Here is a 24289-nt window from a genome sequence, read left to right on the forward strand (position 1 = left end):
CACTCCTCCATTACCAAGATGACTCCATCATATCAAACCGATAAATCAAAAATCGCTCATGAAGATTCTTCAGCGGCAATCGCACCGTTTGTACGTACTGAAAAGGCGTCTCGTCGTTCAAATAATGGAGGTACTCATCCGCCGGATAATATAAAATCACATCGACCGGGCGAGGAACCGTTTCAACAGATTCGATGATGTTGGCAATCACTTGGCGGAATACGTTCACCGAGAACGGATTAAAGAAGTAGAATCGATTCGCATCCGGTGGAATCATGAATCCCTCCGCGAATCCCTGTTCCAATTGAACACTTCCCCGATTACGATGTTTCTTCGTATAGCTCATCCAATTTTGAAGTGCCTCCTCATGAAATCCACCGTCCATCTCGACACCGATTGCCCTGACACGAAACGTATACGCTAAATAGAACGGCAGACGTCCTTTTCCCGAACCGAAATCCACGATGGTATCTGTGGACTCTAACGGATACGCATCCCGAAGCAAATCGAGTGCTTCGTAAGGAGTCGGTTCATAACGGTTATACTCGGCTGAGGACGGGAATCCTTGCTGAGGTTTGGCCGTCTCGATTTGTAACAGTTGCTCATACTGCTGTTCGTTCATGATGAACCTCTTTCTTGAATGGATTGAAAGAATGGATGTCGCTCCATTTCTCTCGTGAACGACGTCTGTTCTTGATAGGCGACATACAACAGATAAATCGGAACCACTAGTTTGAACCAACTTGGGAGAAGAATCACGCTCGTGATCCCGAGCGGAATGAGTCGAAACCATAAATTCCGATGACTCGGCGTTCTAAAGTACATAAGGAGTGCCATCGTCCGTCTGACGGTGCCGAAGCGATTCGGTCTCGGTCGATACAGGGGACGTTTCCGCTCACTCGTCTTCTCGATGGCTCCTGACGTCGTCAACAGGACACGATCGAATGAGGCACGCTCACGTTCTCCGATTTCAATTTCTCGACCGACACTCGGATGTTTCGACACCCATCCTTCCCCTACGTATAACGCAAATGTGACCATGATGCTTCCGATCAACACACTAAGCAATATCGACTCAATCAATAACGCATACACGCCTACAAAAGCAAGGAGTACGATTAAAAATCGCTTCATGAGATGGGCGTGTCGGAGACGTAGATGATACTGGACCCATGCGTGACACCAAGCGAGTAGAAAAAGTGCAGCCCCAAACGCGAGAATCTCGCCCACGTCCCTTCCTTTTACGTATAGAATCGGTGCAAGCAACAGCAGATAGCATCCATATTGAATCACGTGTTGCGTAAGTTGATACCAAACCGAATACCTTTTTAAATCCCGAATCATGCTCCGGTTTGACACAAGGATGAGATCGGCACGCTCAATCCAGACAAACATACGGTCTTGCCACATGAACCATCCAATCAGAAGTGCCCAGAGAAAATAAGGGATGTCACCCAACCAGGGGAAGTTCCCTTCCCAGACTTGCCAGTAGGAATAGCCTGCCCATATGAGAAGAGGAAGGACACCGTATAAAAAAATCGTCCAGTCGACAATCAATCGGACCGTCTTCCATTGCTGTTTTATGTACCGGGAGACACGCATCCAAAACAATCGTTTCGCAATCATCGCATCGCCACATCTTCCATCATGTCAAACAAGGTCATCCCCTCTGTATCGAGCGCTTCACGAATCTCCACTTTCGTCCCACTCGCGAGCAGTTGTCCATCATCAATCCATACGAATCGGTCGCATAATCGCTCGGCCGTATCAAGAACGTGTGTGACTAATAAGACACTTGCCCCCCTCGTACGCTCCGCTTCTAACAGTCGAAGTAACTGAATCGTCGTCGTCGCATCCAATCCGATAAATGGTTCATCGACAATCAATACCCGCGCTTCTTGAATGAGCGCCAATAGAATCATCGCCTTCTGTTTCATCCCTTTTGAAAAAGAGGAGAGATACCGATCGGTCACATGCTCTAACCGGAATAGCTGTAGCAACTCCTCCGTTTTTTCTGTGGAATCGATTCCCGTTAATTCTTGGACGAGTGCGATATGTTCAGATAGCGTCAAATAATCATAGTAGACCGGTTGTTCCGGGATAAACGCATAGCGTTCCATCTCGACCGTTCCCTTCATCCAAGGAATCGTTCCGGTAAGACAGGCGATGGTAGTCGTTTTTCCCGCACCATTCGACCCAATCACCCCTAAAATCTCACCTGCCCGTACATCAAACGAAATGTCTTGGATGACGGGCTCGTTTATCTCGTATCCTGCTTGTTCAATTTTCACATCCACGATGGGTCCTCCTTACGAAAAAGTCGCCATCGCGGCGACTTTTACTTCACAATATTGACCGATGAAAACACAAATTTATCGTATCGATGACGGGCAAACGAATACTCGAACGGTTTCCCGTTACTTAAATAAACCACTTGCTCGACTTCGATAATCGGTTCAGTGATATCATTCTTCAAGTAAGCTTGATCGTACTCATCCGGTTTATCTGCTCGAATCACTTTATGCGAGCTTGTAATCGTATAACCCAGATCTTCTTGAATATACGCGTACACGGATTTTTCCAAAATTTCACGTGTGATTCCTGTAATGAGGTTAGCAACCATGTACGTCAATTCGATGACATATGGCTCATCGTCTACGTAACGCACACGACGTATTTCATAGACTGGTTCTGTCAGCTCAATCATGAGATGATTGGCGACTTCCTGACACGGAAACTTTACCTCAAAATTGAGGACCTCACTTCGTAACGAGCGATCTCCGATTACTTGAGTCAGCCCTCTCGTTTCTTTACTAATCACGTTGATGCGATCTTTTTGGAAGCTCGACTGTAAAATGAATGTTCCTTTACCACGTTTACGATAAATCAGCCCTTCCATGACGAGAATCTCAAGCGCACGTTTCATCGTCATTCGGCTCACCCCAAACTCTTGGGCCAAATGGATTTCATCAGGTAATGCATGTTCTAGCGGATAAACGTGTTCAATAATTCTTTTACGAATTTCATTAGCAATGGTTTCATATTTCGGTTTTTTCTTAGTAGACATATAGCACCTCATGTATAGACATATATGTACAATATATCAAAAAAAGCTGACAAAGAGTAGTCTTTGTCAGCTTACTTCATTATTCTGTAAAACCATTAGCGTCAATCAACTGTTTAAACCAGTGCCCTGATTTTTTTACAGTACGTTGTTGCGTATCTAAGTCAATGCCTACAAATCCATAGCGATTTTTATAAGCATTGCTCCATGACCAATTGTCCATGAACGTCCAAAGATGATAGCCTCTCACGTTCGAACCCTCTTCAATCGCTTGATGCATCCATTTCAGATGTTCGCGAATGAAATCAATTCGATAATCGTCTTGGACACTTCCGTTCTCGTCACGATACCGCTCTTCACCCTCGACCCCCATTCCATTCTCTGAAATGAAGCAAGGAATATTACCATAGTTTTCTTTTAGATTGATTAATATATCATAGATTCCTTTTTCGTAAATTTCCCATCCACGATATGGATTCATTTTACGTCCAGGCATCTCATAAAAATCAAATAAGTTTTCCGGTAAGAATGGTGCGTCCGGATTCGGCAGTGATGCTTTTGCTTTCACGCGACGCGGCTGGTAATAGTTGATGCCAAGCAGGTCGACTGTATGTTCTCGAATGAGTTCAAGATCGCCTGTTTCCATCTGTGGCATCGCATCTTCAGACTTCAGCACTTCTACTAGTTCTTGAGGGAACGTGCCTAAAACAGATGGATCGAGGAACGAGCGATTGAACATCGCATCAGCAATGCGCGCTGCGCTCAAATCAGCTGGGTGCTGACTTCTCGGATATGAGGGTGTCAGATTTAAGATGATCCCGATTTGCCCAGATTGTCCCATGTCACGATACGCTTCGATTGCCTTCGCACTCGATAAGATCGAGTGGTACGCTACTTGGACAGCTCGCTTGAAATCAACAACGTTTGGATAATGAAAATCATATAAATATCCACCCTCTACCGGTACAATCGGTTCATTATGCGTGAACCACTTCTCGACGCGGTCACCAAACAACTCAAAGCATGTCTTCGCAAAGGTGACATATGCCTCCACGACTTCCCGTGATTCCCAACCACCTTGTTCTTGAAGCGCCATCGGCATATCGAAGTGATACAGATTGATGAACGGTTCGATACCATGATCGATTAAGCAATTGATGACATTGTTATAAAATGTGATTGCCTCTTCATTTACTTCCCCGACACCCTTTGGAAAAAGACGTGACCATGAAATGGAGAAACGGAACGTGTTATGCCCGAGTTTTTTCATCAATGCGATATCTTCTTCATACAAATGATAGAAGTTTGAGGCCTCTGTTGCGCTCACGCCATTGAAAAAGCGATTCGGCTCTTGCATGTACCAGTAATCCCAGATGTTCAATCCTTTTCCACCTTCAAAAGCAGCACCTTCCATCTGTGTAGCAGAAGAAGCCGTTCCCCACCAAAAGTCTGTCGGAAATTGATAGGTCTTTTGCTCTTTCATTCGTGTTTGTGTCGGGTTCGTCATCTTTTATCTCTCCCTTATTTCTATTTTCTCTATTTGTTTACACTGCTTCTTGTTTATCTGTTGATTCTTCTAACTCTTTTTTCAAGTTCATGCGGTCGATAAATTTCAAGAACGGGAACCAAATCGCCAAAATAATGAAGAAGTTCACGATTTGAAGAAGACCTCCGGCAAGCGAGTTCGTCGCCATGATACCACTCAAGAACATTGGGACAGTCCATGGAACAGCGACACCCGTTGGTGGTGGGACTAAGCCTGTCGACATCGCGAAATATGTGACCGTTACCGTCACGAGCGGTGCGACAATCCAAGGAATCATGATGAGCGGGTTCATAACGATTGGAAGTCCGAAGATGACCGGCTCGTTTACGTTGAATAGTCCAGGTCCGAGGGATAGTTTCCCGATTTGTTTCAACTGTTTCGATTTCAAGAACAACAAGATAGCCACGACGACAGCAAGTGTAGATCCGGAACCACCAAGCCCTACCGTGTAAATTTCAATGAACTGTTTACTGATAATGTTCGGAACATCTCCAGTCGAGGTATAAGCCGTCAAGTTCTCCACAGATAATGTGTTCCAAATCGGGTCCATCACCGAGTTGACGATGACCTGACCGTGAAGTCCGAAGAACCAAAATAGCTGAACGAAGAAGATTGCAATCAACGTTGGAATGAGACCATTCCCCAATGTCACAAGTGGTTGCTGAACGACGTTGAAAATGACGTCATGAAGATTCGTATTGAATAAGTTCGTCACGATGATGTTGAATGTTAAAAATACAGTCAAGGTTAATAATGCAGGAACAAGTGCTGAGAATGATTTCGCAACAGCTGGCGGTACTCCATCCGGCATCTTAATCGTCCAGTTCTTTTGAACGACAAATCGATAAATCTCACCGGACAGGAATCCGGTAATCATCGCAAGGAACATCCCTTTCGCTCCAAGGCGATCCAACGGAAGGACATTCCCGACTGCCTCTGACATACCGTCAACTTCAATCAAGAAAGGCGTTAAGAGAAGGAAAGACACGAGCGAGATCGCTCCTCCGAAGACAGCCTCGACTTGATAACTTTTCGATAGATAATACCCGATACCGAAGACGACAAAGATAGACATAATCCCCATCGTTGCAGATGGTGCGTTTCCGAGTGATGTTTTAAATACACTGAGTGTACTCTGGGACATGAAACGGTCGAGGAACGGCAGGTTTGCAATGACGACGATGATTGACCCAAACATGGTAATCGGGAAAGCGAGCATGAATGCATCTCGCAATACTTGTAAATAGCGACTGTTGTTTAAATAGGTCGCCATCGGCATGAGCAGTTTACTGATCATGTTGAACATCTTATTGTCCTGTGACATATGATTCACCCTTCTTGATTAGGATTTACAATCTTTTGTTCGACCATTTCGACCAAACCCGCTGTCAAATCAAGCATTGTTTGCGTAGACATTAAATGGTCCTCTGCATGAAGAAGCAATAAAGAGACGTCTGTTTTTTCTCCATTCGCTTCTCTTTGGATTTGTGAAAAGTGTGTTTGATGTGCTTCTTTTAATTGTCCACGTGCCTCATCAATCTTTTCTTCGAACGTTTCATAAGAACTCGTTTTATACAGTTGAATCGCTTCCTGAATCGTACTTCTCGCATTGCCACTGTGCAAAATCATCATGAATGCCATTTGCTCCAAGGTTAACTCGTCTACCTGTTCCACGTTGTTCACCCCATTAATTTCATCGCTTGTTCGTATGCAGCTTTTCCATTCGCCGTGCCGTATGCCATCATATCGATCACTTCAATCGGTGTTGATGTTTGCGCTTTCAATTTATCCAACAAGAAACGCATTTGTGGACCAATCAAAATCACATCTGCCTCGTCCATCTCGGTTACGACCTGATCTTGACCGACTGCCCAAATCTTCGCCTCATCCCCGATTGATGTGGCATGATCTTTCATCTTCGTTACGAGTAAACTCGTCGACATCCCTGAACTACACGCTAATAAGATTTTCTTCATGTGTCCTCACTCCTTATTTGAAATCGGTTACATGTTTTATTATACACATGATTTATTTCATGTCTATACTTGATTTAAACTTTGTTTAGTTTTTAAATTCATAAGTGTATATCAAATTAACAGGAGGACAGGATATGAGCGCTATTCTTTTAAAACCACACTATCAACAGCGACTTTGGGGAGGGGAGCGTCTGAAGCAATTTGGTTTCGATTTCAATGACCCTTCGATCGGTGAAGCTTGGACGGCTTCTGCATTAGAAAAAGGTAGTTCAGCCGTTGCTTCCGGACCCTACGTTGGTCTTTCTTTGCGTGAACTCTATCAACAATATCCAGAGTTGTTTCAAATTAAAGCGGACGTGTTTCCGCTACTGATTAAATGGATTGATGCGAACGATGATTTGTCTATTCAAGTTCATCCTGATGATTCGTTAGCGGAACAACTCGAAAACGAATCATATGGAAAAAATGAATGTTGGTATATTCTCGATGCTCCAGCAAATGCGACACTCATTTACGGTCACTCCTATGCCACCTCAGAAGACTTCAACAAAGCGCTTGAAACAGGCGATTTGGAACACGGCTTGATACGAAAATCGATTCATGCCGGTGATTTTTTCTATGTCCCAGCTGGAACGGTCCATGCATTGACAAAAGGGGTATGCGTACTGGAAATTCAACAAAGTTCGGACACAACCTATCGTCTATACGATTACGAGCGACTGGATGTGACGACCGGTCGTCCACGTGAACTTCACGTAGAAAAGGGCATTCTCGCTTCTTTCGTCCCTCACCTTGGCTATAGTGAACCAATCCGTCAACTCGATCACTTTCGAACACGTTTGACGAAGAATCCATTCTTCTTCGTGGAAAAATGGCATGTTACAGCGAAAGAAAAGATTTCGACCGACACGTTCCGGTTACTATCTGTCGTGCAAGGAACATTAATCATTGATGAGATGGAAGTACCTACGGGAGGTACACTCCTTCTCCCGGCCAATGAGTCGTTCTTGATTGAGGGAGAAGCGATTTGTCTAGTGACTGGTGTTCCTTCCGATGAAAAACAAGCTGTCCGAATCGGGATTGATTTAGGAGGGACGAACACTCGGATTGCGGCTGTTTCACTCAAAGGTGAAGTACTGAAACAACTCACGTTTAACACGCAGCCTCAACTTCCTTTCGAAGAGACACTACAATCTATTGAGACTGCGATTAATCAATTCAATGTTGAATTCGATATCCAGCATGTTGGAATTGTGGCTCCCGGTCCACTCGATTTGAAACAAGGGATGTTTTTAACGCCTCCAAACCTCCCGAATTGGCACAATCAAAAAATCGTTGAGCCTTTAACACAGCGCCTCGGCTTTTCTGTCACCCTTGAAAACGATGCGAATGCAGCAGCTCTCGCAGAAGCTAAATTTGGAGCAGGAAAAGGATTCGATGCTGTTTTTTATGTAACAGTCAGCACTGGAATCGGTGGCGGTTATGTCTATAAACATCAAATCATTCGAGGGGCGAACGGCAGTGCCGGTGAAATCGGAAATATGATTATCCGTTCGAACGGACCAGTTCACCCTGTACTGAATCGAGGCTCTCTCGAATCACTCGCAAGTGGTACCGCGCTCATGAGTCGCGCAAGCGAAAAAGGATATACAAACGTCCCTTCGCTATTATCAGATGACGAGTACCGCCATCACTTCGTCGAGGAACTGGCTAGCGGACTAGCTAACATCATTCATACCGTCGATCCTGATGTGATTGTATTAGGAGGCGGCGTCATGATGTCGGCCTCATTATTTTGGAACGAATTACAACAAGCAGTCTCGAATAAAATGTATCTACATGCTAGTGGAAAAACGCGTCTCTGCCTCACTCAATTGTCAGGAGATGCGGGTGTGATCGGCGCTGCCTTTGTCGAAGCATAATGAGGTTTGAAAAAAACGGACATTCATCGTGAATGTCCGTTTTTTTGTATACAGAAATGTGAAATAAATCAAAATTATACTTTGCGAATCATCTACAGTTTCTTTTCTAGATTGAGTTAGATTCGTTTACTTTAGCGTGGTAACGTGAAATGATAATGATAACAACTCTTTAAAGTGAGGTGACGGTGTGTCTACCACAGAGCACGAACAAGCGACATCTATTTTGCATCACCTCTTTACCGCCTCTTCTTTTGTCGGAATCGATTTCGGTTCTGGTCCGAACCATCATCTTCTCTATTTCAGTCGTCAAGGACTGGAATCTTGGATCTCCATTGAGGGACCGTGGCATGTCCATGCGACGCAAAATACGTTTGACGAAGGTGAACAACTCGAACAGCTCATGCGCTTAAGAAGAGAGCGCATCCATCAAGTACGCCTCGGTGACGAACACCCTCACCTCGAACTGGAATTTGAATCCGGATCCCTTCTCTTCATCAATGGATATCAAGAACACTTTGAGTGCTGGCAAGCAGGGGACGCGAGACCACTTGGTGGAGACGCCTATCTGTTGGTCGCGATGCCACAAGGGGAGCTCGCAATCTTTGCGGATGGAGACGACGAATGAACACTTGGATGGAAATTATCTTGTATATGTTGATTGCTGGGGGCATTAGTCTCGCGATCATCTTATTGCGAAAAATCACGAAAACATGAAAAAGCGGCCGAGGCCGCTTTTTCATTTGACTGATTCTTCTTCGTATAAGCTCGCACCTTGTGAACGAATCACCTCTTGATACCAGAAGAACGACTCTTTCCGTTTTCGTTCTAACGTACCGGTACCGTCGTCATGTCGATCCACGTAAATGAAACCATACCGTTTGCTGTACTCACCTGTCGAGGCACTCACTAAATCGATACACCCCCAACTCGTGTATCCCATCACTTCGACTCCATCGTCGATTGCATCCATCATCCCTTTCAAGTGATCACGTAAGTAATCGATGCGATAGTCATCATGAATCGTTCCGTCCGACTCAATTTTGTCATAAGCACCTAGCCCGTTTTCAACGATGAATAATGGGAGCTCATAACGCTCATATAACTTGTTCAAGATGACGCGGAGTCCTGTCGGATCAATTTCCCATCCCCAGTCACTCGCCTGTAAGTATGGATTCTTGACCCCGCTCATAATATTACCTTCCGCCTCATCCTGACCTTTTTCAGCCTTTTCAGTGCGCGACATGTAGTAACTGAGTGAGAAGAAGTCGACAGTATTCTCTTTGAGGATATCAAGGTCGCCATCTTCCATATCGAGTTCAATGCCATTGTCTCGGAAGAATCGTTTCGCAAAGCTCGGATATTTGCCGCGTACATGGACGTCTCCGCAGAAGAAGTTCATCATCCGTTCTGCATCGTGAGCATACCAAACATCATCCGGGTTTGAACTATACGGATAAACCGGAGCCGCAATGAGCATACATCCGATTTGCATCGATGGGTCAATCTCTCTGGCCGCCTTTGTCGCAAGGGCACTTGCGACCAGTTGGTGATGCAATCCTTGATAGGTGAGCTGTAACGTATTCTCTTCTTCCCGAACCGCAATCCCTAGACTGAGCATCGGCATGAACTGTGCCCCGTTGATTTCGTTGAACGTCAACCAGTATTTGACCTTCCCTTTATAACGTTCGAACAAGACACGACTGTATCGTTCAAAGTATGTGACTAAGCGACGGTCTCGCCATCCCCCATAATGCTTCGCAAGATGTAGGGGCATCTCATAGTGGGAGATGGTCACGAGTGGTTCAATGCCTTGGGCGACTAATTCATCGATCACACGATCATAGAATTGGAGTCCCTCCTCATTCGGTTCCACTTCATCTCCGTTCGGGAAAATTCGTGACCACGCAATTGACATGCGGAACGTCTTGAATCCCATTTCCTTAAAGAGGGCAATATCTTCTTTATAACGATGATAGAAGTCGATTCCTTCATGGTTCGGGTATGAATACTCTTCATGTAATTCAAAATCAAACGTCGGATCATGGATAATCTTCATTCGCTGTTTTCCGCCTGGCATCACGTCAGCAATCGAAAGTCCTTTACCACCTTCTTGATAACCACCTTCTAACTGATTGGCCGCAGTAGCCCCGCCCCATAGAAATTCACTTGATACTTGTTTCATACTGTCTCCTCCTTTGTTATACAATGACACGCAATACGCCATGATTGGCTTCAACCACACCTGTGTAAACCGGTAAGACATCGAGATAATGTTCGGTGTTTGTTACGATAATCGGGGTGATGGTGTCATACCCTTCACGAGCGATGGCATCTATATCGAATCGGACGAGCAGTTCTCCTTCTGTCACTTTCTGACCGTCCGTAACGACCGTTTCAAAATACTGTCCATTTAGCTTGACCGTATCTAATCCAATGTGAATCAATACTTCCACACCTGTATCAGATCGAAGACCGATTGCATGCTTCGATGGATAGACCGTGACGATTTCTCCGTCAAACGGTGCATATACCGCGCCTTCTGAAGGCATAATCGCAATCCCTTTCCCCATCGCCCCGCTTGAGAACACTTCATCACGAACCGTTTCAAGCGACACGACTTCTCCTTTCAATGGAGCCGATACAGGAAAGCCGACTTGTTCAGAGATTGATTGTACAACCACTTTTTCTGTCGACTCGACGGTCGTTTCTTCTTTGTGGAAGACCATCGTCAAGACGAGAGCGACTACTGTTGCAACCGCCATTCCAATAAATGCGCCGTAAAAGGCTAAATCGACACCCGTTGGAGGAATCATGACTGGGATGCTAAAGATTCCGAGGCCTCCCATCGCATAAGCCGCCGTACCGAACAAACCTCCTACGACACCACCAGCCGCTCCACCCGCAACCCCAAACACAAATGGTTTTTTACGGGGAAGCGTCAAGCCATAGATAGCCGGCTCCGTAATTCCAAACACACCTGCAATCGTAGAAGAGGTTCCGAGACCTTTCACTTTTGGATTTTTTGCCTTTAACGTGATTGCCAAAACAGCACCGACCTGACCAAATGTTGCCATCAATACACCGACAACGATCGTATCCATACCAACAACCGATAAGTTGTTGATGATGATTGGCACAAGCCCCCAGTGAAGCCCGAACATGACAAGCACTTGCCAGAACGCACCGATGAACGCGATGGCGATGGTTGGGCTCAACTCATACAAGAACGAGTAACCATTCGCTAAACCTTGACTCGCATACGTCGCAACCGGTCCAATTGCTAAAAACGTCAACGGGACAACGAGTAACAACGCCATCATCGGTGTTGTGAAGTTTCGTACAGCTTCATGCGTATGACGGTTAAAGAATGTTTCGACTTTTGAAGACACATATGTCGCCAAGATAATCGGGATTACTGAAGACGCATAACTCATTAAGACGACAGGTACGTTAAGGAACGTTAGAGACTCACCTGCTCCTTGAATTGCCACAATCGATGGATAGACAAGCGCCCCACCGATGATCATCCCAATATACGGGTTTCCACCAAACTTCTTAGCCGCCGAATGTCCTAAGATCACAGGTAGGAAATAAAATAGTGCATCCGCCGCAGCATTTAAGACGACATATGTGCCCATTTCTTCTGTCAATAATCCAAACGCGACAAGGATGGCGAGCAACCCTTTTAACAGACCACTACCTGCCATCGGTCCAAGAATCGGCGTAAAGATTCCGGCAATCACATCAATCAATCGGTTGAATACTCCTGATTTTTCTTCATCATCAGTCGAAGATGTCTGGAAACCACCAACGTCAACAACCTCTTTGTAGACGTATGGTACATTGTTCCCGATGACGACTTGAAATTGTCCTCCACTTTGAACGACCGTGATGATGCCATCTTGTTCCTTCAGCGTAGTCGCATTTGCCTTTGATTCATCTTTTAATTTGAAACGCAGTCGTGTCGCACAGTGAAAGACACTTTTGACGTTATCTTTCCCACCGACATGCTGCACAATCGTCTCTGCCAGTTGTTTATATTGGTCCATCTTGTTCACTCCTCATGTTTTTGGATAAAAAGAAAAACCTAAATCACTACACAAATAAAGGTGTAGTCATTTAGGTTTGGCCTGCGTCATCAGTAACCATCCTTAGGATCGACGTTCTTTCATTAAGTTTTCGATATGAATCATCATATACAGCCGTTCGTCCATCGATACGTCGTAATGATATTTCGTCGCAATCAACCCGGCGATTTTTTCAACGCATTCGAACGCTTCCGGGTATCTCTGCTTCACCATCAGGAATAAGGTTTCGTCACCCGTTGACTTGACCTTCTCTCCTGATGCAAGGCGCTGCACAAAATATTTTAAATGTGTCAAAAAGCGTGCATACGCGTATGACTCTTCGTCCAATTCGATTTGAAAATGATACGTAATGATTGTCAGAATCGCTTGCGTGGCTCTCGTCATCTCGGTAACAAGATGCAGGTTCTCACCTTTGACACCAGACATCGTCGCATTGACGAGATGTAAGGCAATCGCTACCGCCTCATCTTCATCCAGGTTGACCTCGTGCCGCTCATTGATCAATTTTACCGCTTCTTTGCCGACAGCGAACTCCGGAGCATAAAATCGTTTCACTTCCCAAACGAGAGGGTTACGAATCTGGATTCCATCCTGATACCGACTAAGCGCGAAATGAAGGTGGTCCGCTAGCGTCACATAGAGCGAATCATGAATAGGTTGTTTTAATCGCTCTTCGGCTAATCTGACAATCTGTTTCACCGTCTCCATCTCATCCGTCGGCATTTCATTTAAAAAGTGAACGAAACGCTCATAACTTTCTTTACTCTCGAGCGTAAAGATTTTTTCGATTCGCGTCTGGTCAATCGGATCGCCTGGCCGTTTTTGAAATGCAATCCCGCGCCCCATCACGACCTGTTCTTGACCGTTCGCATCAATTGCTACGACGTTATTATTGAACACTTTTGAAATCTGCATGGTCTCCTCACCTCACTCTCATTCGACTGAACTAAAAAGAAAAAAACCTAAATTCACACCAACGTCCAACATACAGTCGTGGCGTCAATTTAGGTTTTGCCTGCATCACCAGTAACAATCCTAAAGTGGATTTTCTTCTTTTCGATATAAGCATACTCCCTATAAATCTTGACGTCAACATAAAAAGTAAACCGCTTACATCGTGACCGTTTTTTACTCTTCAAACAAGATTCGCTGCATCCGCTCTGGCGCATCCAAATAGTCACGCATGACCTTGACATGTTCCAGATCATCAAACGCTGTCGGAGTAAGCCCCGTCTCCACTTGCAAAATTATCGCACCTGGATACGACATCAAGATGGGGGAGTGGCTCGCAATGATGAATTGACTGCCGGATTGTACGAGTTCATGCATGCGCGCGAGCATCGTCAGTTGGCGCATCGGTGACAATGCGGCCTCTGGCTCATCCAAAATGTAGAGACCATCTCCACGAAATCGGTGTAGCATGAGGGAGAGAAACGCTTCACCGTGTGATTGTTCATGAAGGGAACGCCCACCATACGACTCATAAAATCGTTCAAGATCAGGACCTGATTTCGCCATTTCGTCCACATAACTCGACAGCTGGTATGCCGTCTCGGCGCGTAAGAAAAAGCCATCCTTTGGTCGATACGGCCCTCGAATCGGACGCAACGCCTCATACAACGAGCTATGTGTCGACTCTGTTTCGAATTGGAAGGACGGCGCTCCGCCTTCCGGATTGAATCCGGCCGCCACCGCCATCCCTTCAATCAACGTCGATTTCCCACTCCCGTTCTCTCCAACAAGAAACGTGACAGGATGATGAAACGTCAGTTCATCGAGTGTCTGAAAGATTGGTAACGAGTACGGATAACCCGTTGAATGAATGCGTTCCCTCTCTAACCGTACCCCTCGTAAAAATAAAGTCATGTCCATCCGATCCAAAACGTCGCCCCCTTATCTGAATCGACCCCGTAAGAAAGTCCTTGTGCGTCAAGAAGTAATTTCGTGATAGCGAGACCTAAACCATGGCCGTTGGAGCGATCTCCTTTCACATACATATCCCATATCGCATGCTGAATGGAAGGATCAACCCCGTTTCCTTCATCGGTCACTTCTAATCGCTTCGGGGTTAGAGTGATAGTGATTCTTCCCCCGACAGGGCTCGCCTCATACGCATTGCTTATGAAATTCGAGAGCACTCGTTCCATCGCCAATCGATCAGCTTGGATTGATACCGTTTCGAGTCGGAGGTCGAGTGTCACGTCTTTTTGTCGGAACCACTCAGACATGCGTGGCGTCAACAGACGAACCAATTCATCCAGTTGAATCGATTCCATTTCAAGGGGAATCGAACCTGCGGACAATTTAGAGTATTCGAGCATCTGATTGACGAGTCGGTCAATCCGGTCCACTTCCTCGGTAATGCTTTTACCGGTTGTGGCCATCTCTGTTTCATGGACGACACCGAGCTCTAATAGTTCCGCCTCGTTTCGAACGATAGCGAGCGGTGTACGCACATCGTGTGTGACCCCAGAGATAAATGATTTTTGAAGCGCCTCTTTTTCTTGAAGTGATGTGTTCATCTGTCCGATGGTGACGGTCAAATCCCCAATCTCATCGTTCGTCACGCTCGGCAAGCTAATATCGTGTCGCCCCTCCATAATGGATGCGGTCGCTTGTTTCAACTCGACGAGCGGTTGCGTGAGCCGACGACTCATCCAATACGTGACAGCGATTGCGACAAGTAGGGCCAGAATAAACCCACCCGCTAAGATGAGGTAGATTTGCTGGAATTGTGGATTTGAAAACGGAACGGGACTATACGTCACGATTTGAATGTCCCCTCCTTCTTTCAGATACGTCAAGAAGCGGGTACCATTTACACCCACTTCGTCCTGAATCTCTAAATCATTCGGATCGAGGTTGATTGGCATCATGCGATGCATCCGTCCGCCTCGTTCGAACTCGATCCGCTGCCCATTTTGAAATACAAGCACGTCAAGTTGCCCTGGGATTCCACGGCCCTCTTGAATGGCTTCATACACAATCGCCGCCTCGCGCTCCAATTGTGCGTACGTCTCCTCTTCTGCGAAGCGTCCAATCAATAATGACGTGAGTCCGAATGTTAAAAGTGCCATCACTGCAAGTGGTAGAATGGCCGTCCAAAGTAACTTCTTCATTAATCGATTCATGACAGTTCCTCTAATCGATAACCGACCCGGTGCACCGTCTTCAACTGTTCTTTCAAGGTCGGCGATTTGTCACGCAGTTGTTTAATGTGGGTGTCGACCGTTCGTGTATCTCCGACGAATGCGTAGTCCCACACCTCATCGAGCAAACGGTTCCGGTCTAACGCCTCCCCGACATGTTTCCAAAGATACAGTAGCAATTCATACTCTTTATTCGTCAGTCGAAGCGGATGTCCGTTCTCTTGTACCATTCTCGATTTGACGTCGATGGTGAGCGCCCCGAACTGAATCATATCCGTCTGTTTCACGAGACGCTTCAATCGAATCTCCAACTCTTTTAAAACGATGGGTTTGACTAAATAATCGTCTGCGCCAAGTTCCAATCCGAACACACGATCATCCGCCTCACCACGAGCCGTCGTCAGGATAATAGCAGGTGCGGGCTGTTGCGCTTTTAATGTCGGAATCAAGGTCCAACCTTCTCCGTCAGGGAGTCGAACATCCAATAAAACTGCATCAAACCGTTGATGCAACTGTTGTTTCGCCTCACTCAAAGTCATCGCCACGGTCACCTCAAATCCGGAATATGTTAAAAAGCGGAACATGCCGTCCGCCAGTTTTAGTTCATCTTCCACAACGAGTACGTTCATCTCATATCGCCTCCACATCCATTATATCGTACCCATCAAACGTCCCACCGTTTCCCAAAGACAATTTGCAGAAATCTTGCAACTCCCTCACAACTTCCGAAGCGTTCAGTCCTACAATTGAAGTAACAAAGGAGGAGATACACATGAAATCAACAAAACTAGCAATCGCCTTAGCTGGTCTATTGGCCGTCTCAGGCACAGGCGTATATGCCGCGACGAATGACACGACGACTGATGAATCGACAACGACAGCATCCACACAATGCGAACGTGGTGAACGAGGGCCTGGTATGTTCGGTGACCGAGAAGCAGGGCATGCCGCTCTCATCGAAGCGCTCGGTTTAACGCAAGAAGAAGTGGATGCGGCTCGCGAAAACGGGCAATCTCTCCCTGAACTCGCAGAAGAAAAAGGGATTTCAATTGAAGCGTTCATCGACGCCATCATGACGTCGCATGAAGAAAAACTCGCAACCGCTGTGGAAGAAGGAAACTTGACGCAAGAAGAAGCCGATCAAATCCTTGCGGACCACGAAGAACGGTTTGCCGATGTGACAAGTTACGATGACTTGGAAGATATTCGTGGTATGCGCGGTGGACGTGAAGGTGGTCACTATGGTCACGGTCCACACCATGACGACTCAACTTCTTCAGATGACGATGCTTCAACAGAGAGCGACAGCAACGTAGAAAATCAAAGCAATAGCTTATAAGTCAAAAGGGCAGCCACTCGCGGTGGTTGCCCTTTTCATATGACGAGCAATAACAGCGCATAACTTAATAAACCAATCAAAAATGCACCAAAACTACTCTCTCGCTCAGCAGGCAATTCTTCTTTCATGACGTTCAAGATGACGCCACCTGCTAAAAAGGCGACAACAATCGATAAACCGAGATCATTCACTTCCGCAAAGGTACCAACTGCCCACCCTATGAGTACAGCAAGCGCTAAGAAGATGCGCCCTTGTCGATCATAAAGTTGCTGATGGTGCTGACGCAATCCTTGATCGACCGTGACAAAGTGTATACCAAGCGCTAAAAAATAAAGAAACATCGTGCCATTGGACTGAAATTCACTTTCTGCGAGCACATATCCGATGCTAAACGTATATAACGTGAATGAACCAATGTGAATCCAAAACACATACGGTTTTTGTTTACGCTTATTGGCCGTTGCAAATCGTTCGAGCCCATAAAAGACAGCCAGTCCTAACATACTGATGATTAAGATATGGTTCTCGAGGGAAGCAAAGACGTTATTTCTAATCTCTCCTTCAAGTTCGCGTTGATATTCATTTAACTCTGGCAACAGATGAAGAAATACATAAGCAACGGCAATCCCTCCAGCCACTGATAAAAAACGGCTTCTCGGCACTTCACGCACGTGAATGAGTTTTCCTGAAAAAAAGTGAATCACGGCAAAACCGAGTGCAAACCAAAAACTTAACTCGAACACATAAGCCCCTCCCACATTAAGATTTCTCTTTATGTGCTCTTACCCTTTCACCGTATGCTACATTCATTTACGTTTAGAGTGCTCTTGTTTCTTCCTTTGCCGAATCTCTTTCTCCACTCGTCGTAACGCTTTTTTCGATCCTCGAGCAAAGTCGTGAGCTTCCTTACGTTCCTGATACGTCGTGAACAACGTATCTAAATCATAGTCAGCCGGATAGAGTTCTGTTGCACGTGCTTCAAGACGAACGCGGCGGCTCGGCAACTCTACATATTCCGCATCTACGAACACGCGGACATGTCGACGCGATGCATCAAACGAATAGACAAGACCGACTTGATTCGTCTCTAACAAGCGGACACGGTCACCTGTTTCAAAGTGCTCTTCCTCTTCAAGTGGTACCATTTCCACTTCTCGCACAATTTTAGAATCATCGACTTTCGTCATATCATACGTTTTCTCGTTCATGTAACGGGATGCCTGTTTCAGAATCGATTCCGGTAACTTCATCTTACGGGCGATAAAGAGGGCGTTGCTATCGCCAGACTGTCCCATGAGCAGTCGGTATTTTGGTTCAAGCGTTTCTGGGTCAAACTGCATCGCAGCGTTCATGAAATCTGGGTGGGCTTCAGAATAGGATTTGATTTCACCATAATGTGTCGATGCCACAACGATTGCGCCCCGTTTATATGCCGCTTCTAAGATGGCAATCGCAAGAGCGGCTCCTTCGTTCGGTTCCGTCCCGCTCCCAATCTCATCGAATAACAAGAGCGATCGTTTTCCAGCGGTCTGCATGATATTCGCCACATTGTACATGTGTGCAGAGAACGTACTGAGTGCCGATTCCAAGTCTTGATTATCTCCGATATCGACGAACACCTCATCGAATGTCGAAATGATCGTATCGGTGTGAGCTGGAATATGCAGTCCCGTCATCGTCATGAGACTAAGGAGTCCAATCGTTTTCAAGACGACCGTCTTCCCTCCGGCGTTCGGTCCGGTGATGATCAAGCCACGATAGTCTGTACCGATGGCAAAATCAAGTGGCACAGCGCTTTCTAAAAGTGGATGACGTACTTGCTTCAATCGGATGCGACCGCTCGCATTGACGTGTGGTGTCACCCCGTCAATCGACTGACTGTACTTCCCTTTTGCGAAGACCATATCGTACTGGGCGATGACATCGAGCGTCGATTCGATGTCAGGAAGGACTTCTGTCACCGCTCCCGTCAACGTCGCTAGCACTTGATACACCTCTACCGCTTCTTCTGTACGCTTGACGACAAGTTCAGCGTTTAACTTCGCAATTGCTTCCGGTTCGATAAAGACCGTCGTCCCTCGATTCGAGGTATCTACAATCGTCCCTGCCACTTTATGCTTATAAGAAGCTTTGATTGGAATGGTGAAGCGGTCCTGTTTTTTCGTGACAAATCCGTCTTGGATCATCTCGCGATTGGCGGCGCTCTTTAAAAACTTGGTCAATCGTTCCTCGATTCGTCCTTCTAAAATGTTGACTTGCTTACGAATCCGCTTCAACTCTTTCGATGCTTCATCGACGACCTGTCCGGCTCGAATCGCTTGTGTGATGTCTTCTTCTAACGTTCGCCATTCGCCCATACCGGCAGCATAAGCCGAAAGAAGCGGTGCAAAGAATTCATGCTCGAGCATGAATCGCTTGAGTTTGCGTGCCCCTCGTAAAAACTCGGCGACCGCTTCAAGTTCTGTTGCCTCGAGTTGGATGCCTCGTTGCAGTTTTCCGATAATGGTCTCCATGTCAGACACACCGATGAACGGGACGTGTGACGTCGCATCTAAAATCGCTCGGGCTTCGGATGTTTCTTGCAGGCGCTTCTTCACCGTTGTAATGTGGCTCGTTGGGCGTTGCTGTCTGAGTAATCGTCTCCCGAATCCGCTGATGCAGAAGCGTTCTACTTTCATCATCAATTCGTTGTATTGTAATTTTTCAAATGTTTGTTCGTTCATATTTCTCTCTCCTCAAATGATAGAATCGAGATACCGCGCAAACAAAAAAGCGTCGGTCGATGACGACCAACGCAAAAAGACAGACGGGTGTCTGGCAGTTTTTGATGGGCGGTATCTGTAACGGAACATGACGGCATGACAAAAAGACGTGTCATCCGACATTTTTCAGTTCGTTAGGCAGATACAACCTCACTCATCAACATGCAACACCTTTCTTACTTAGATTCGCCCTTACTATACAATAGATTCGTTCCCTTGTAAAATTTTAGAGAACGCTTTCAAAAAAAGACTTGTGTCTCAAACCAACACATGTTATGTTGAACGTGAAGAAACGAATAGTGATCACATGTGACTGATTCGATCAGGCATGGGGTAAGACGTACGGTGCATGCCACCCGTCTATACTCCATGCCTGTTTTGTTTTTCGGTGTTTTGTTTCAAGAAAGGATGTAGTAGACATGCTATGGAATAAGTTAATGAATCGACACAAACCGACACTGCACTCACCAATGGAAGGAGACGTCATTCCACTCGAACAAGTTGCGGACCCGGTCTTTAGTGAAAAAATGATGGGCGATGGCATTGCCATCACACCAACAGACGGTGCCGTCGTCTCACCGGCTGATGGAGAGATTGTACAAATCGCTCCAACAAAGCACGCCATCGGTATTCGGACCGAGGATGGGGCTGAGATTTTGATACACGTCGGACTCGATACCGTTGAACTCGAAGGTCGACCGTTTGATCTTCAAGTAGATGTGGGCGACCACGTCAAGACGGGACAGCTGTTACTCACAGCAGACTTGGCGCAAATTCATCAAGCTGGTAAGGACACGGTCACGCCAATGGTCGTGACGAATGGTGGCGCACTTGCCCATCATTACGCCTTCACGTTCACGAAGGAAGCTGTTCCGGGCAAGACGATTGTCGCCCGAGTGGAAGCGTGACTCCGGAATAAGGAGGACACATGATTAAAATCAAAAAGATTCTAAACAACAATGCGGTCATCGTCTCAGACGAGGGTGAAGAAAAGATTGCGATTGGCCCTGGCGTCGCGTTTAAAAAAGCGAAGAACGACATCGTCAATCCCCATAAAATCGAAAAGTTGTTCATCATGCCAGAGAATGACAAGTTCCAACAGTTATTGAGCCGGATTCCCGTTGAACACTTCACCGTTTCCGAGGACATTATCTCTTATGCGGAAAAACGTCTCGAGACATCGTTCAACGAACATATCCACATTGTCTTGACCGACCACATCTCGTTCGCCATCGAGCGGGAAATGGATGGCATCTCATTACGCAACAAACTGTTGAACGAGATTAAAATCCTCTATCGGAATGAATATGAGATTGGACTATGGGCGATTGAGCATATCGCTGAAAAGCTCAACGTCCAAATGCCGAAAGACGAAGCTGCGTTTATCGCGCTTCATATTCATACGATGAAAGTGAAAGGAGGTGATTTACGCAAGACGGTCAAACAGACAACAATTGTCCGCGACATGATTCAATCGATTTCACGACGACTCGATGTATCCATTGAAGAAGATGACTTATCCTACCAACGATTATTAACTCATTTACGGTTCGTCATGGATCGGGTCAACCATTACGATCATCATACGATTGATGAAGACATGCTCCGCATGATTCAGACGAAGTTCACGTCTGCCTATGCGTGTGCATCAGATGTCGCAAAAGAAATGGAAGAGACCTATGGCATCGTCTTGCCCGAGTCAGAACTTGGTTATATTACGCTTCACATCCAACGTCTACAAGATCAACACCATCAAAAAGGAGGAAATCAACAATGATGAACTTTTTCCAACGTCTCGGACGTTCCCTCATGTTACCGGTCGCCGTACTACCGGCTGCTGCCATTCTCATGGGGATTGGTTATTGGATTGACCCAGTCGGCTGGGGATCTGAAAACATTGCCGCTGCATTCTTAATTAAGGCAGGGGCCGCTATTATTGATAACATCCCAATTCTGTTCGCAGTCGGGGTCGCGCTCGGAATGGCTAAGAACCGTGACGGTTCAGCAGCACTAAGTGGACTCGTTGCCTTCTTGACGGTCACAACGCTTCTCTCCGCAGGAACGGTAGCATTGTTCCAAGGAATCGACGTAGAAGCCGTCAACCCGGCATTCGGTAAGATTGGGAATGCTTTTGTCGGGATTCTATCCGGTCTCGTCGCCGCTTCCATGTATAACCGCTTCAGTCAAGTCAAATTGCCAGATGCTCTCGCCTTCTTTAGTGGGAAGCGTCTCGTACCAATCATGACAGCCTTCTCGATGATTCTTGTATCGGTCGCTCTTTACTTCATCTGGCCGGTCGTCTATACAGGTCTCGTCGGTTTCGGTGAATCGATTTCAAAACTTGGCGCATTCGGTGCCGGACTTTACGGATTCTTTAACCGCCTCTTGATTCCAACCGGCCTTCACCACGCCCTCAACTCTGTATTCTGGTTCGACGTCGCAGGAATCAACGACATCGGAAACTTCTGGTCAGGTCAAGGTGAAAAAGGTGTAACGGGGATGTACCAAGCAGGTTACTTCCCAATCATGATGTTCGGTCTCCCGGCCGCAGCACTCGCGATGTACCACACAGCGAAAACGAAACGGAAAAAACAAGCCGCTTCACTTCTTCTCGCAGCGGCATTCGCTTCATTCTTCACAGGTGTAACAGAACCGCTCGAGTTCTCATTCATGTTCCTCGCTCCAGTTCTTTACCTTGTACACGCAGTCCTTACAGGAATTTCGCTCTTCGTTGCAGCAACGTTCCAATGGACAGCTGGCTTTGGATTCAGCGCAGGCTTGGTCGACTTTATCTTGAGCTCACGCTTGCCGCTTGCGAACCAACCGTACATGCTCATCGTTCAAGGTCTCGTGTTCGCAGTCATTTATTACGTCATCTTCCGCTTTATGATTGTGAAGCTCAACTTGGCGACGCCAGGCCGTGAACCAGATGAAGTCGTCGATGCGGTTGCAAGTGAGACGGCAGACGGTGAAGCGAAAGTCGCTCCGGTCGCATCAGCTTCAGGTAGCGAATACTCAGCAATGGCACATATGATTTATGACGGTCTTGGCGGTGACAGCAACGTCACAGGCATCGAGTCGTGCATCACACGCCTACGCGTCGATGTCAAAGACATGGATACGGTCAACCAAGATCAAATCAAAAAAGCCGGTATTCCGGGAATCAAAGTCGTCAGTCCAAACCATATTCAAGTCATTGTCGGCACAAACGTTCAGTTCGTCCTCGATGAGATTGAAAAAATCCGTAGCCACCGCGCCGGATAAACGTCGAAAGCCACCTCATTCAGGTGGCTTTTCTTGTTTGGCTGTATATTGTTTATAAAATTGAATGAAATAGTAGAGGAAGATCCACGGTAAGATGTACTGTGTGAGCCACATGAAAACCTTAAGTACTGTATGTACAATATATGGCCCTAGCCCAAATAAAAATAATGCGACTAGTAAAGCGCCGCCTAAACCTATGTATATCTTTTTATTCAACTCATCCATCCCCCTTATTTTCCCAGTTCAGTGTAACATAAAGAGCCTGCCGCAACCGGACAGGCTCTGACTACATTTGACGAAGTCGGGAAATGCGTTCGACCGGATCGGGATGTGTTGAGAATAGACCACTCACTTTTTTCTTGAGTGGATCGGAGAAGTAAAGTGGTGCCGAGGCACTCGACGCTTGCTCGACCGGGGTCTCGACGTTCGCAATCTTCTCAAGCGCTGAGGCGAGAGCATCCGGGTTGCGGGTCAGTTCCGCCCCACTCGCATCTGCCAAAAACTCACGATTCCGTGAAATCGCCATATTGATGAGCATCGCGATGAGCGGTGCCAACACCAACAAGACGAGCCCGATGATCAAAAGGATGGGATTCTGGTTTTGATCGCGTCTTCCACCGATACTTCTAAAGAACAGCATGCGCGACCCGATATCGCTCATGATGGCAATCACCGAAACAAGTGCGAGCGTGACCGTCGAGAGCCGCACATCATAATTCTTAATATGCGCGACCTCATGCGCGATCACCCCTTCTACTTCTTCTCGCGATAATCGATCCAACAGTCCCGTCGTGACGGCGACAGCCGCCTTTTCTGGCTTCAATCCCGTCGCAAATGCGTTTGGCGATGGGTCGTTGATGATAAAGATGCGCGGCATCGGCACTCGCGCGACCATCGCCATGTTTTCGACCGTATGCCATAGAAAGCGGTGCTCTTCCACCGATGTCACCTCTTGTGCCCGATTCATCTTCATGACGATGTTCGTACTCGACATGACGACGATTCCCACATAAAACAACGAGAAAATCGGTGTGAAGATTAACCCCGGAATCGCGTCTCCATAGTTGACGTAGGAAATGGCCGCTCCGACGAGAAGAACGAATAGGACAAACCCTGTGACGATGAAGACCGTCTTCACTTTATTCTTTCGAATCTGTTCATAGAGGAGCATACGCGCCA

Annotated in this window: 23 protein-coding genes; 6 read left to right on the forward strand and 17 right to left on the reverse strand. The window is 46.5% G+C overall.

Annotated features, from left to right (window positions below; genetic code table 11):
* Positions 1-10: 10 nt before the first annotated feature.
* The 8 genes from OKS35_RS11685 to OKS35_RS11720 all read right to left on the reverse strand — a co-directional run bounded on the left by OKS35_RS11685 (position 11) and on the right by OKS35_RS11720 (position 6586).
* Entirely contained in the window at positions 11-622 is a 612-nt protein-coding gene (locus tag OKS35_RS11685) for an SAM-dependent methyltransferase (protein ID WP_211781939.1), read from the reverse strand.
* Positions 619-1626 carry an ABC transporter permease gene (locus tag OKS35_RS11690; RefSeq protein WP_214757608.1) on the reverse strand — a complete coding sequence of 336 codons (1008 nt, stop codon included), beginning with the start codon at positions 1624-1626 and terminating at the stop codon, positions 619-621. The genes OKS35_RS11685 and OKS35_RS11690 overlap by 4 nt, the downstream gene beginning before the upstream one ends.
* On the reverse strand, positions 1623-2297 hold the full coding sequence (locus tag OKS35_RS11695) for an ABC transporter ATP-binding protein (protein ID WP_078146062.1): 675 nt from the start codon (positions 2295-2297) through the stop codon (positions 1623-1625). Before OKS35_RS11695 ends, OKS35_RS11690 begins: the two co-directional genes overlap by 4 nt.
* A 41-nt stretch (positions 2298-2338) precedes the next feature.
* Positions 2339-3067, reverse strand: a complete 729-nt coding sequence (locus tag OKS35_RS11700) for a GntR family transcriptional regulator (protein ID WP_264093128.1) — start codon at positions 3065-3067, stop codon at positions 2339-2341.
* A gap of 79 nt (positions 3068-3146) precedes the next feature.
* Complete coding sequence (locus OKS35_RS11705) at positions 3147-4571, reverse strand: glycoside hydrolase family 1 protein (RefSeq protein ID WP_413815724.1); 1425 nt, start codon at positions 4569-4571, stop codon at positions 3147-3149.
* A 37-nt stretch (positions 4572-4608) separates the two neighbouring features.
* A complete protein-coding gene (celB, locus tag OKS35_RS11710; RefSeq protein ID WP_264093173.1) occupies positions 4609-5916 on the reverse strand; it encodes a PTS cellobiose transporter subunit IIC in 1308 nt (435 codons plus the stop codon).
* A 23-nt stretch (positions 5917-5939) separates the two neighbouring features.
* Positions 5940-6284: a PTS lactose/cellobiose transporter subunit IIA gene (locus OKS35_RS11715; RefSeq protein ID WP_041917964.1), complete on the reverse strand. Its 345-nt coding sequence runs from the start codon at positions 6282-6284 to the stop codon at positions 5940-5942.
* 5 nt (positions 6285-6289) lie between these two features.
* On the reverse strand, positions 6290-6586 hold the full coding sequence (locus tag OKS35_RS11720) for a PTS sugar transporter subunit IIB (protein ID WP_015880368.1): 297 nt from the start codon (positions 6584-6586) through the stop codon (positions 6290-6292).
* Between the two features lie 134 nt (positions 6587-6720).
* On the opposite strand from OKS35_RS11720, the gene OKS35_RS11725 reads away from it, so the two are divergent.
* Positions 6721-8508 carry a type I phosphomannose isomerase catalytic subunit gene (locus OKS35_RS11725; protein ID WP_264093129.1) on the forward strand — a complete coding sequence of 596 codons (1788 nt, stop codon included), beginning with the start codon at positions 6721-6723 and terminating at the stop codon, positions 8506-8508.
* A gap of 187 nt (positions 8509-8695) precedes the next feature.
* Positions 8696-9133 (forward strand): hypothetical protein, encoded by a 438-nt coding sequence (locus OKS35_RS11730; RefSeq protein WP_047795794.1) that lies wholly within the window; start codon positions 8696-8698, stop codon positions 9131-9133.
* Positions 9134-9244: 111 nt separating this feature from the next.
* On the opposite strand, the gene OKS35_RS11735 is transcribed toward OKS35_RS11730, so the two are convergent.
* The 6 genes from OKS35_RS11735 to OKS35_RS11760 all read right to left on the reverse strand — a co-directional run bounded on the left by OKS35_RS11735 (position 9245) and on the right by OKS35_RS11760 (position 16374).
* The gene (locus OKS35_RS11735) at positions 9245-10690 is read right to left on the reverse strand and encodes a glycoside hydrolase family 1 protein (RefSeq protein ID WP_264093130.1); all 1446 of its coding nucleotides are present in this window, start codon (positions 10688-10690) and stop codon (positions 9245-9247) included.
* Positions 10691-10706: 16 nt separating this feature from the next.
* Positions 10707-12557, reverse strand: a complete 1851-nt coding sequence (locus OKS35_RS11740; RefSeq protein WP_214784400.1) for a beta-glucoside-specific PTS transporter subunit IIABC — start codon at positions 12555-12557, stop codon at positions 10707-10709.
* A 102-nt stretch (positions 12558-12659) separates the two neighbouring features.
* On the reverse strand, positions 12660-13511 hold the full coding sequence (gene licT / locus OKS35_RS11745) for a BglG family transcription antiterminator LicT (RefSeq protein ID WP_214784403.1): 852 nt from the start codon (positions 13509-13511) through the stop codon (positions 12660-12662).
* A 213-nt stretch (positions 13512-13724) separates the two neighbouring features.
* A complete protein-coding gene (locus OKS35_RS11750; protein ID WP_264093174.1) occupies positions 13725-14468 on the reverse strand; it encodes an AAA family ATPase in 744 nt (247 codons plus the stop codon).
* Positions 14459-15727 carry a sensor histidine kinase gene (locus OKS35_RS11755; RefSeq protein WP_214784405.1) on the reverse strand — a complete coding sequence of 423 codons (1269 nt, stop codon included), beginning with the start codon at positions 15725-15727 and terminating at the stop codon, positions 14459-14461. Before OKS35_RS11755 ends, OKS35_RS11750 begins: the two co-directional genes overlap by 10 nt.
* Positions 15724-16374, reverse strand: coding sequence for a response regulator transcription factor (locus OKS35_RS11760; RefSeq protein ID WP_264093132.1), 651 nt, complete (start codon positions 16372-16374; stop codon positions 15724-15726). The genes OKS35_RS11755 and OKS35_RS11760 overlap by 4 nt, the downstream gene beginning before the upstream one ends.
* A 143-nt stretch (positions 16375-16517) precedes the next feature.
* Between OKS35_RS11760 and OKS35_RS11765 the strand changes: the two genes are divergently transcribed.
* The gene (locus OKS35_RS11765) at positions 16518-17084 is read left to right on the forward strand and encodes a hypothetical protein (RefSeq protein WP_264093133.1); all 567 of its coding nucleotides are present in this window, start codon (positions 16518-16520) and stop codon (positions 17082-17084) included.
* A 35-nt stretch (positions 17085-17119) separates the two neighbouring features.
* Here OKS35_RS11765 and OKS35_RS11770 read toward each other — a convergent pair whose 3' ends face one another.
* Positions 17120-17827, reverse strand: a complete 708-nt coding sequence (locus tag OKS35_RS11770; protein ID WP_214685029.1) for a hypothetical protein — start codon at positions 17825-17827, stop codon at positions 17120-17122.
* 63 nt (positions 17828-17890) lie between these two features.
* The gene (locus OKS35_RS11775; RefSeq protein WP_264093134.1) at positions 17891-19807 is read right to left on the reverse strand and encodes an endonuclease MutS2; all 1917 of its coding nucleotides are present in this window, start codon (positions 19805-19807) and stop codon (positions 17891-17893) included.
* A gap of 458 nt (positions 19808-20265) precedes the next feature.
* Here OKS35_RS11775 and OKS35_RS11780 point away from each other — a divergent pair, with 458 nt between their 5' ends.
* From OKS35_RS11780 to nagE, 3 genes are read left to right on the forward strand one after another with little or no spacing between them, the layout of a single operon-like run.
* On the forward strand, positions 20266-20754 hold the full coding sequence (locus tag OKS35_RS11780) for a PTS glucose transporter subunit IIA (protein ID WP_015880356.1): 489 nt from the start codon (positions 20266-20268) through the stop codon (positions 20752-20754).
* A gap of 20 nt (positions 20755-20774) precedes the next feature.
* A complete protein-coding gene (locus OKS35_RS11785; protein ID WP_015880355.1) occupies positions 20775-21623 on the forward strand; it encodes a PRD domain-containing protein in 849 nt (282 codons plus the stop codon).
* Positions 21620-23110, forward strand: coding sequence for an N-acetylglucosamine-specific PTS transporter subunit IIBC (gene nagE, locus OKS35_RS11790; protein ID WP_015880354.1), 1491 nt, complete (start codon positions 21620-21622; stop codon positions 23108-23110). The genes OKS35_RS11785 and nagE overlap by 4 nt, the downstream gene beginning before the upstream one ends.
* Positions 23111-23396: 286 nt before the next feature.
* Here the strand turns inward: nagE and htpX are convergent, their stop codons facing one another.
* The gene (htpX, locus tag OKS35_RS11795) at positions 23397-24281 is read right to left on the reverse strand and encodes a zinc metalloprotease HtpX (RefSeq protein WP_214685027.1); all 885 of its coding nucleotides are present in this window, start codon (positions 24279-24281) and stop codon (positions 23397-23399) included.
* Between the last annotated feature and the right edge of the window lie 8 nt (positions 24282-24289).

The sequence above is a fragment of the Exiguobacterium sp. N5 genome, assembly GCF_025842465.1.
Taxonomy (GTDB): Bacteria; Bacillota; Bacilli; order Exiguobacteriales; family Exiguobacteriaceae; genus Exiguobacterium; species Exiguobacterium profundum.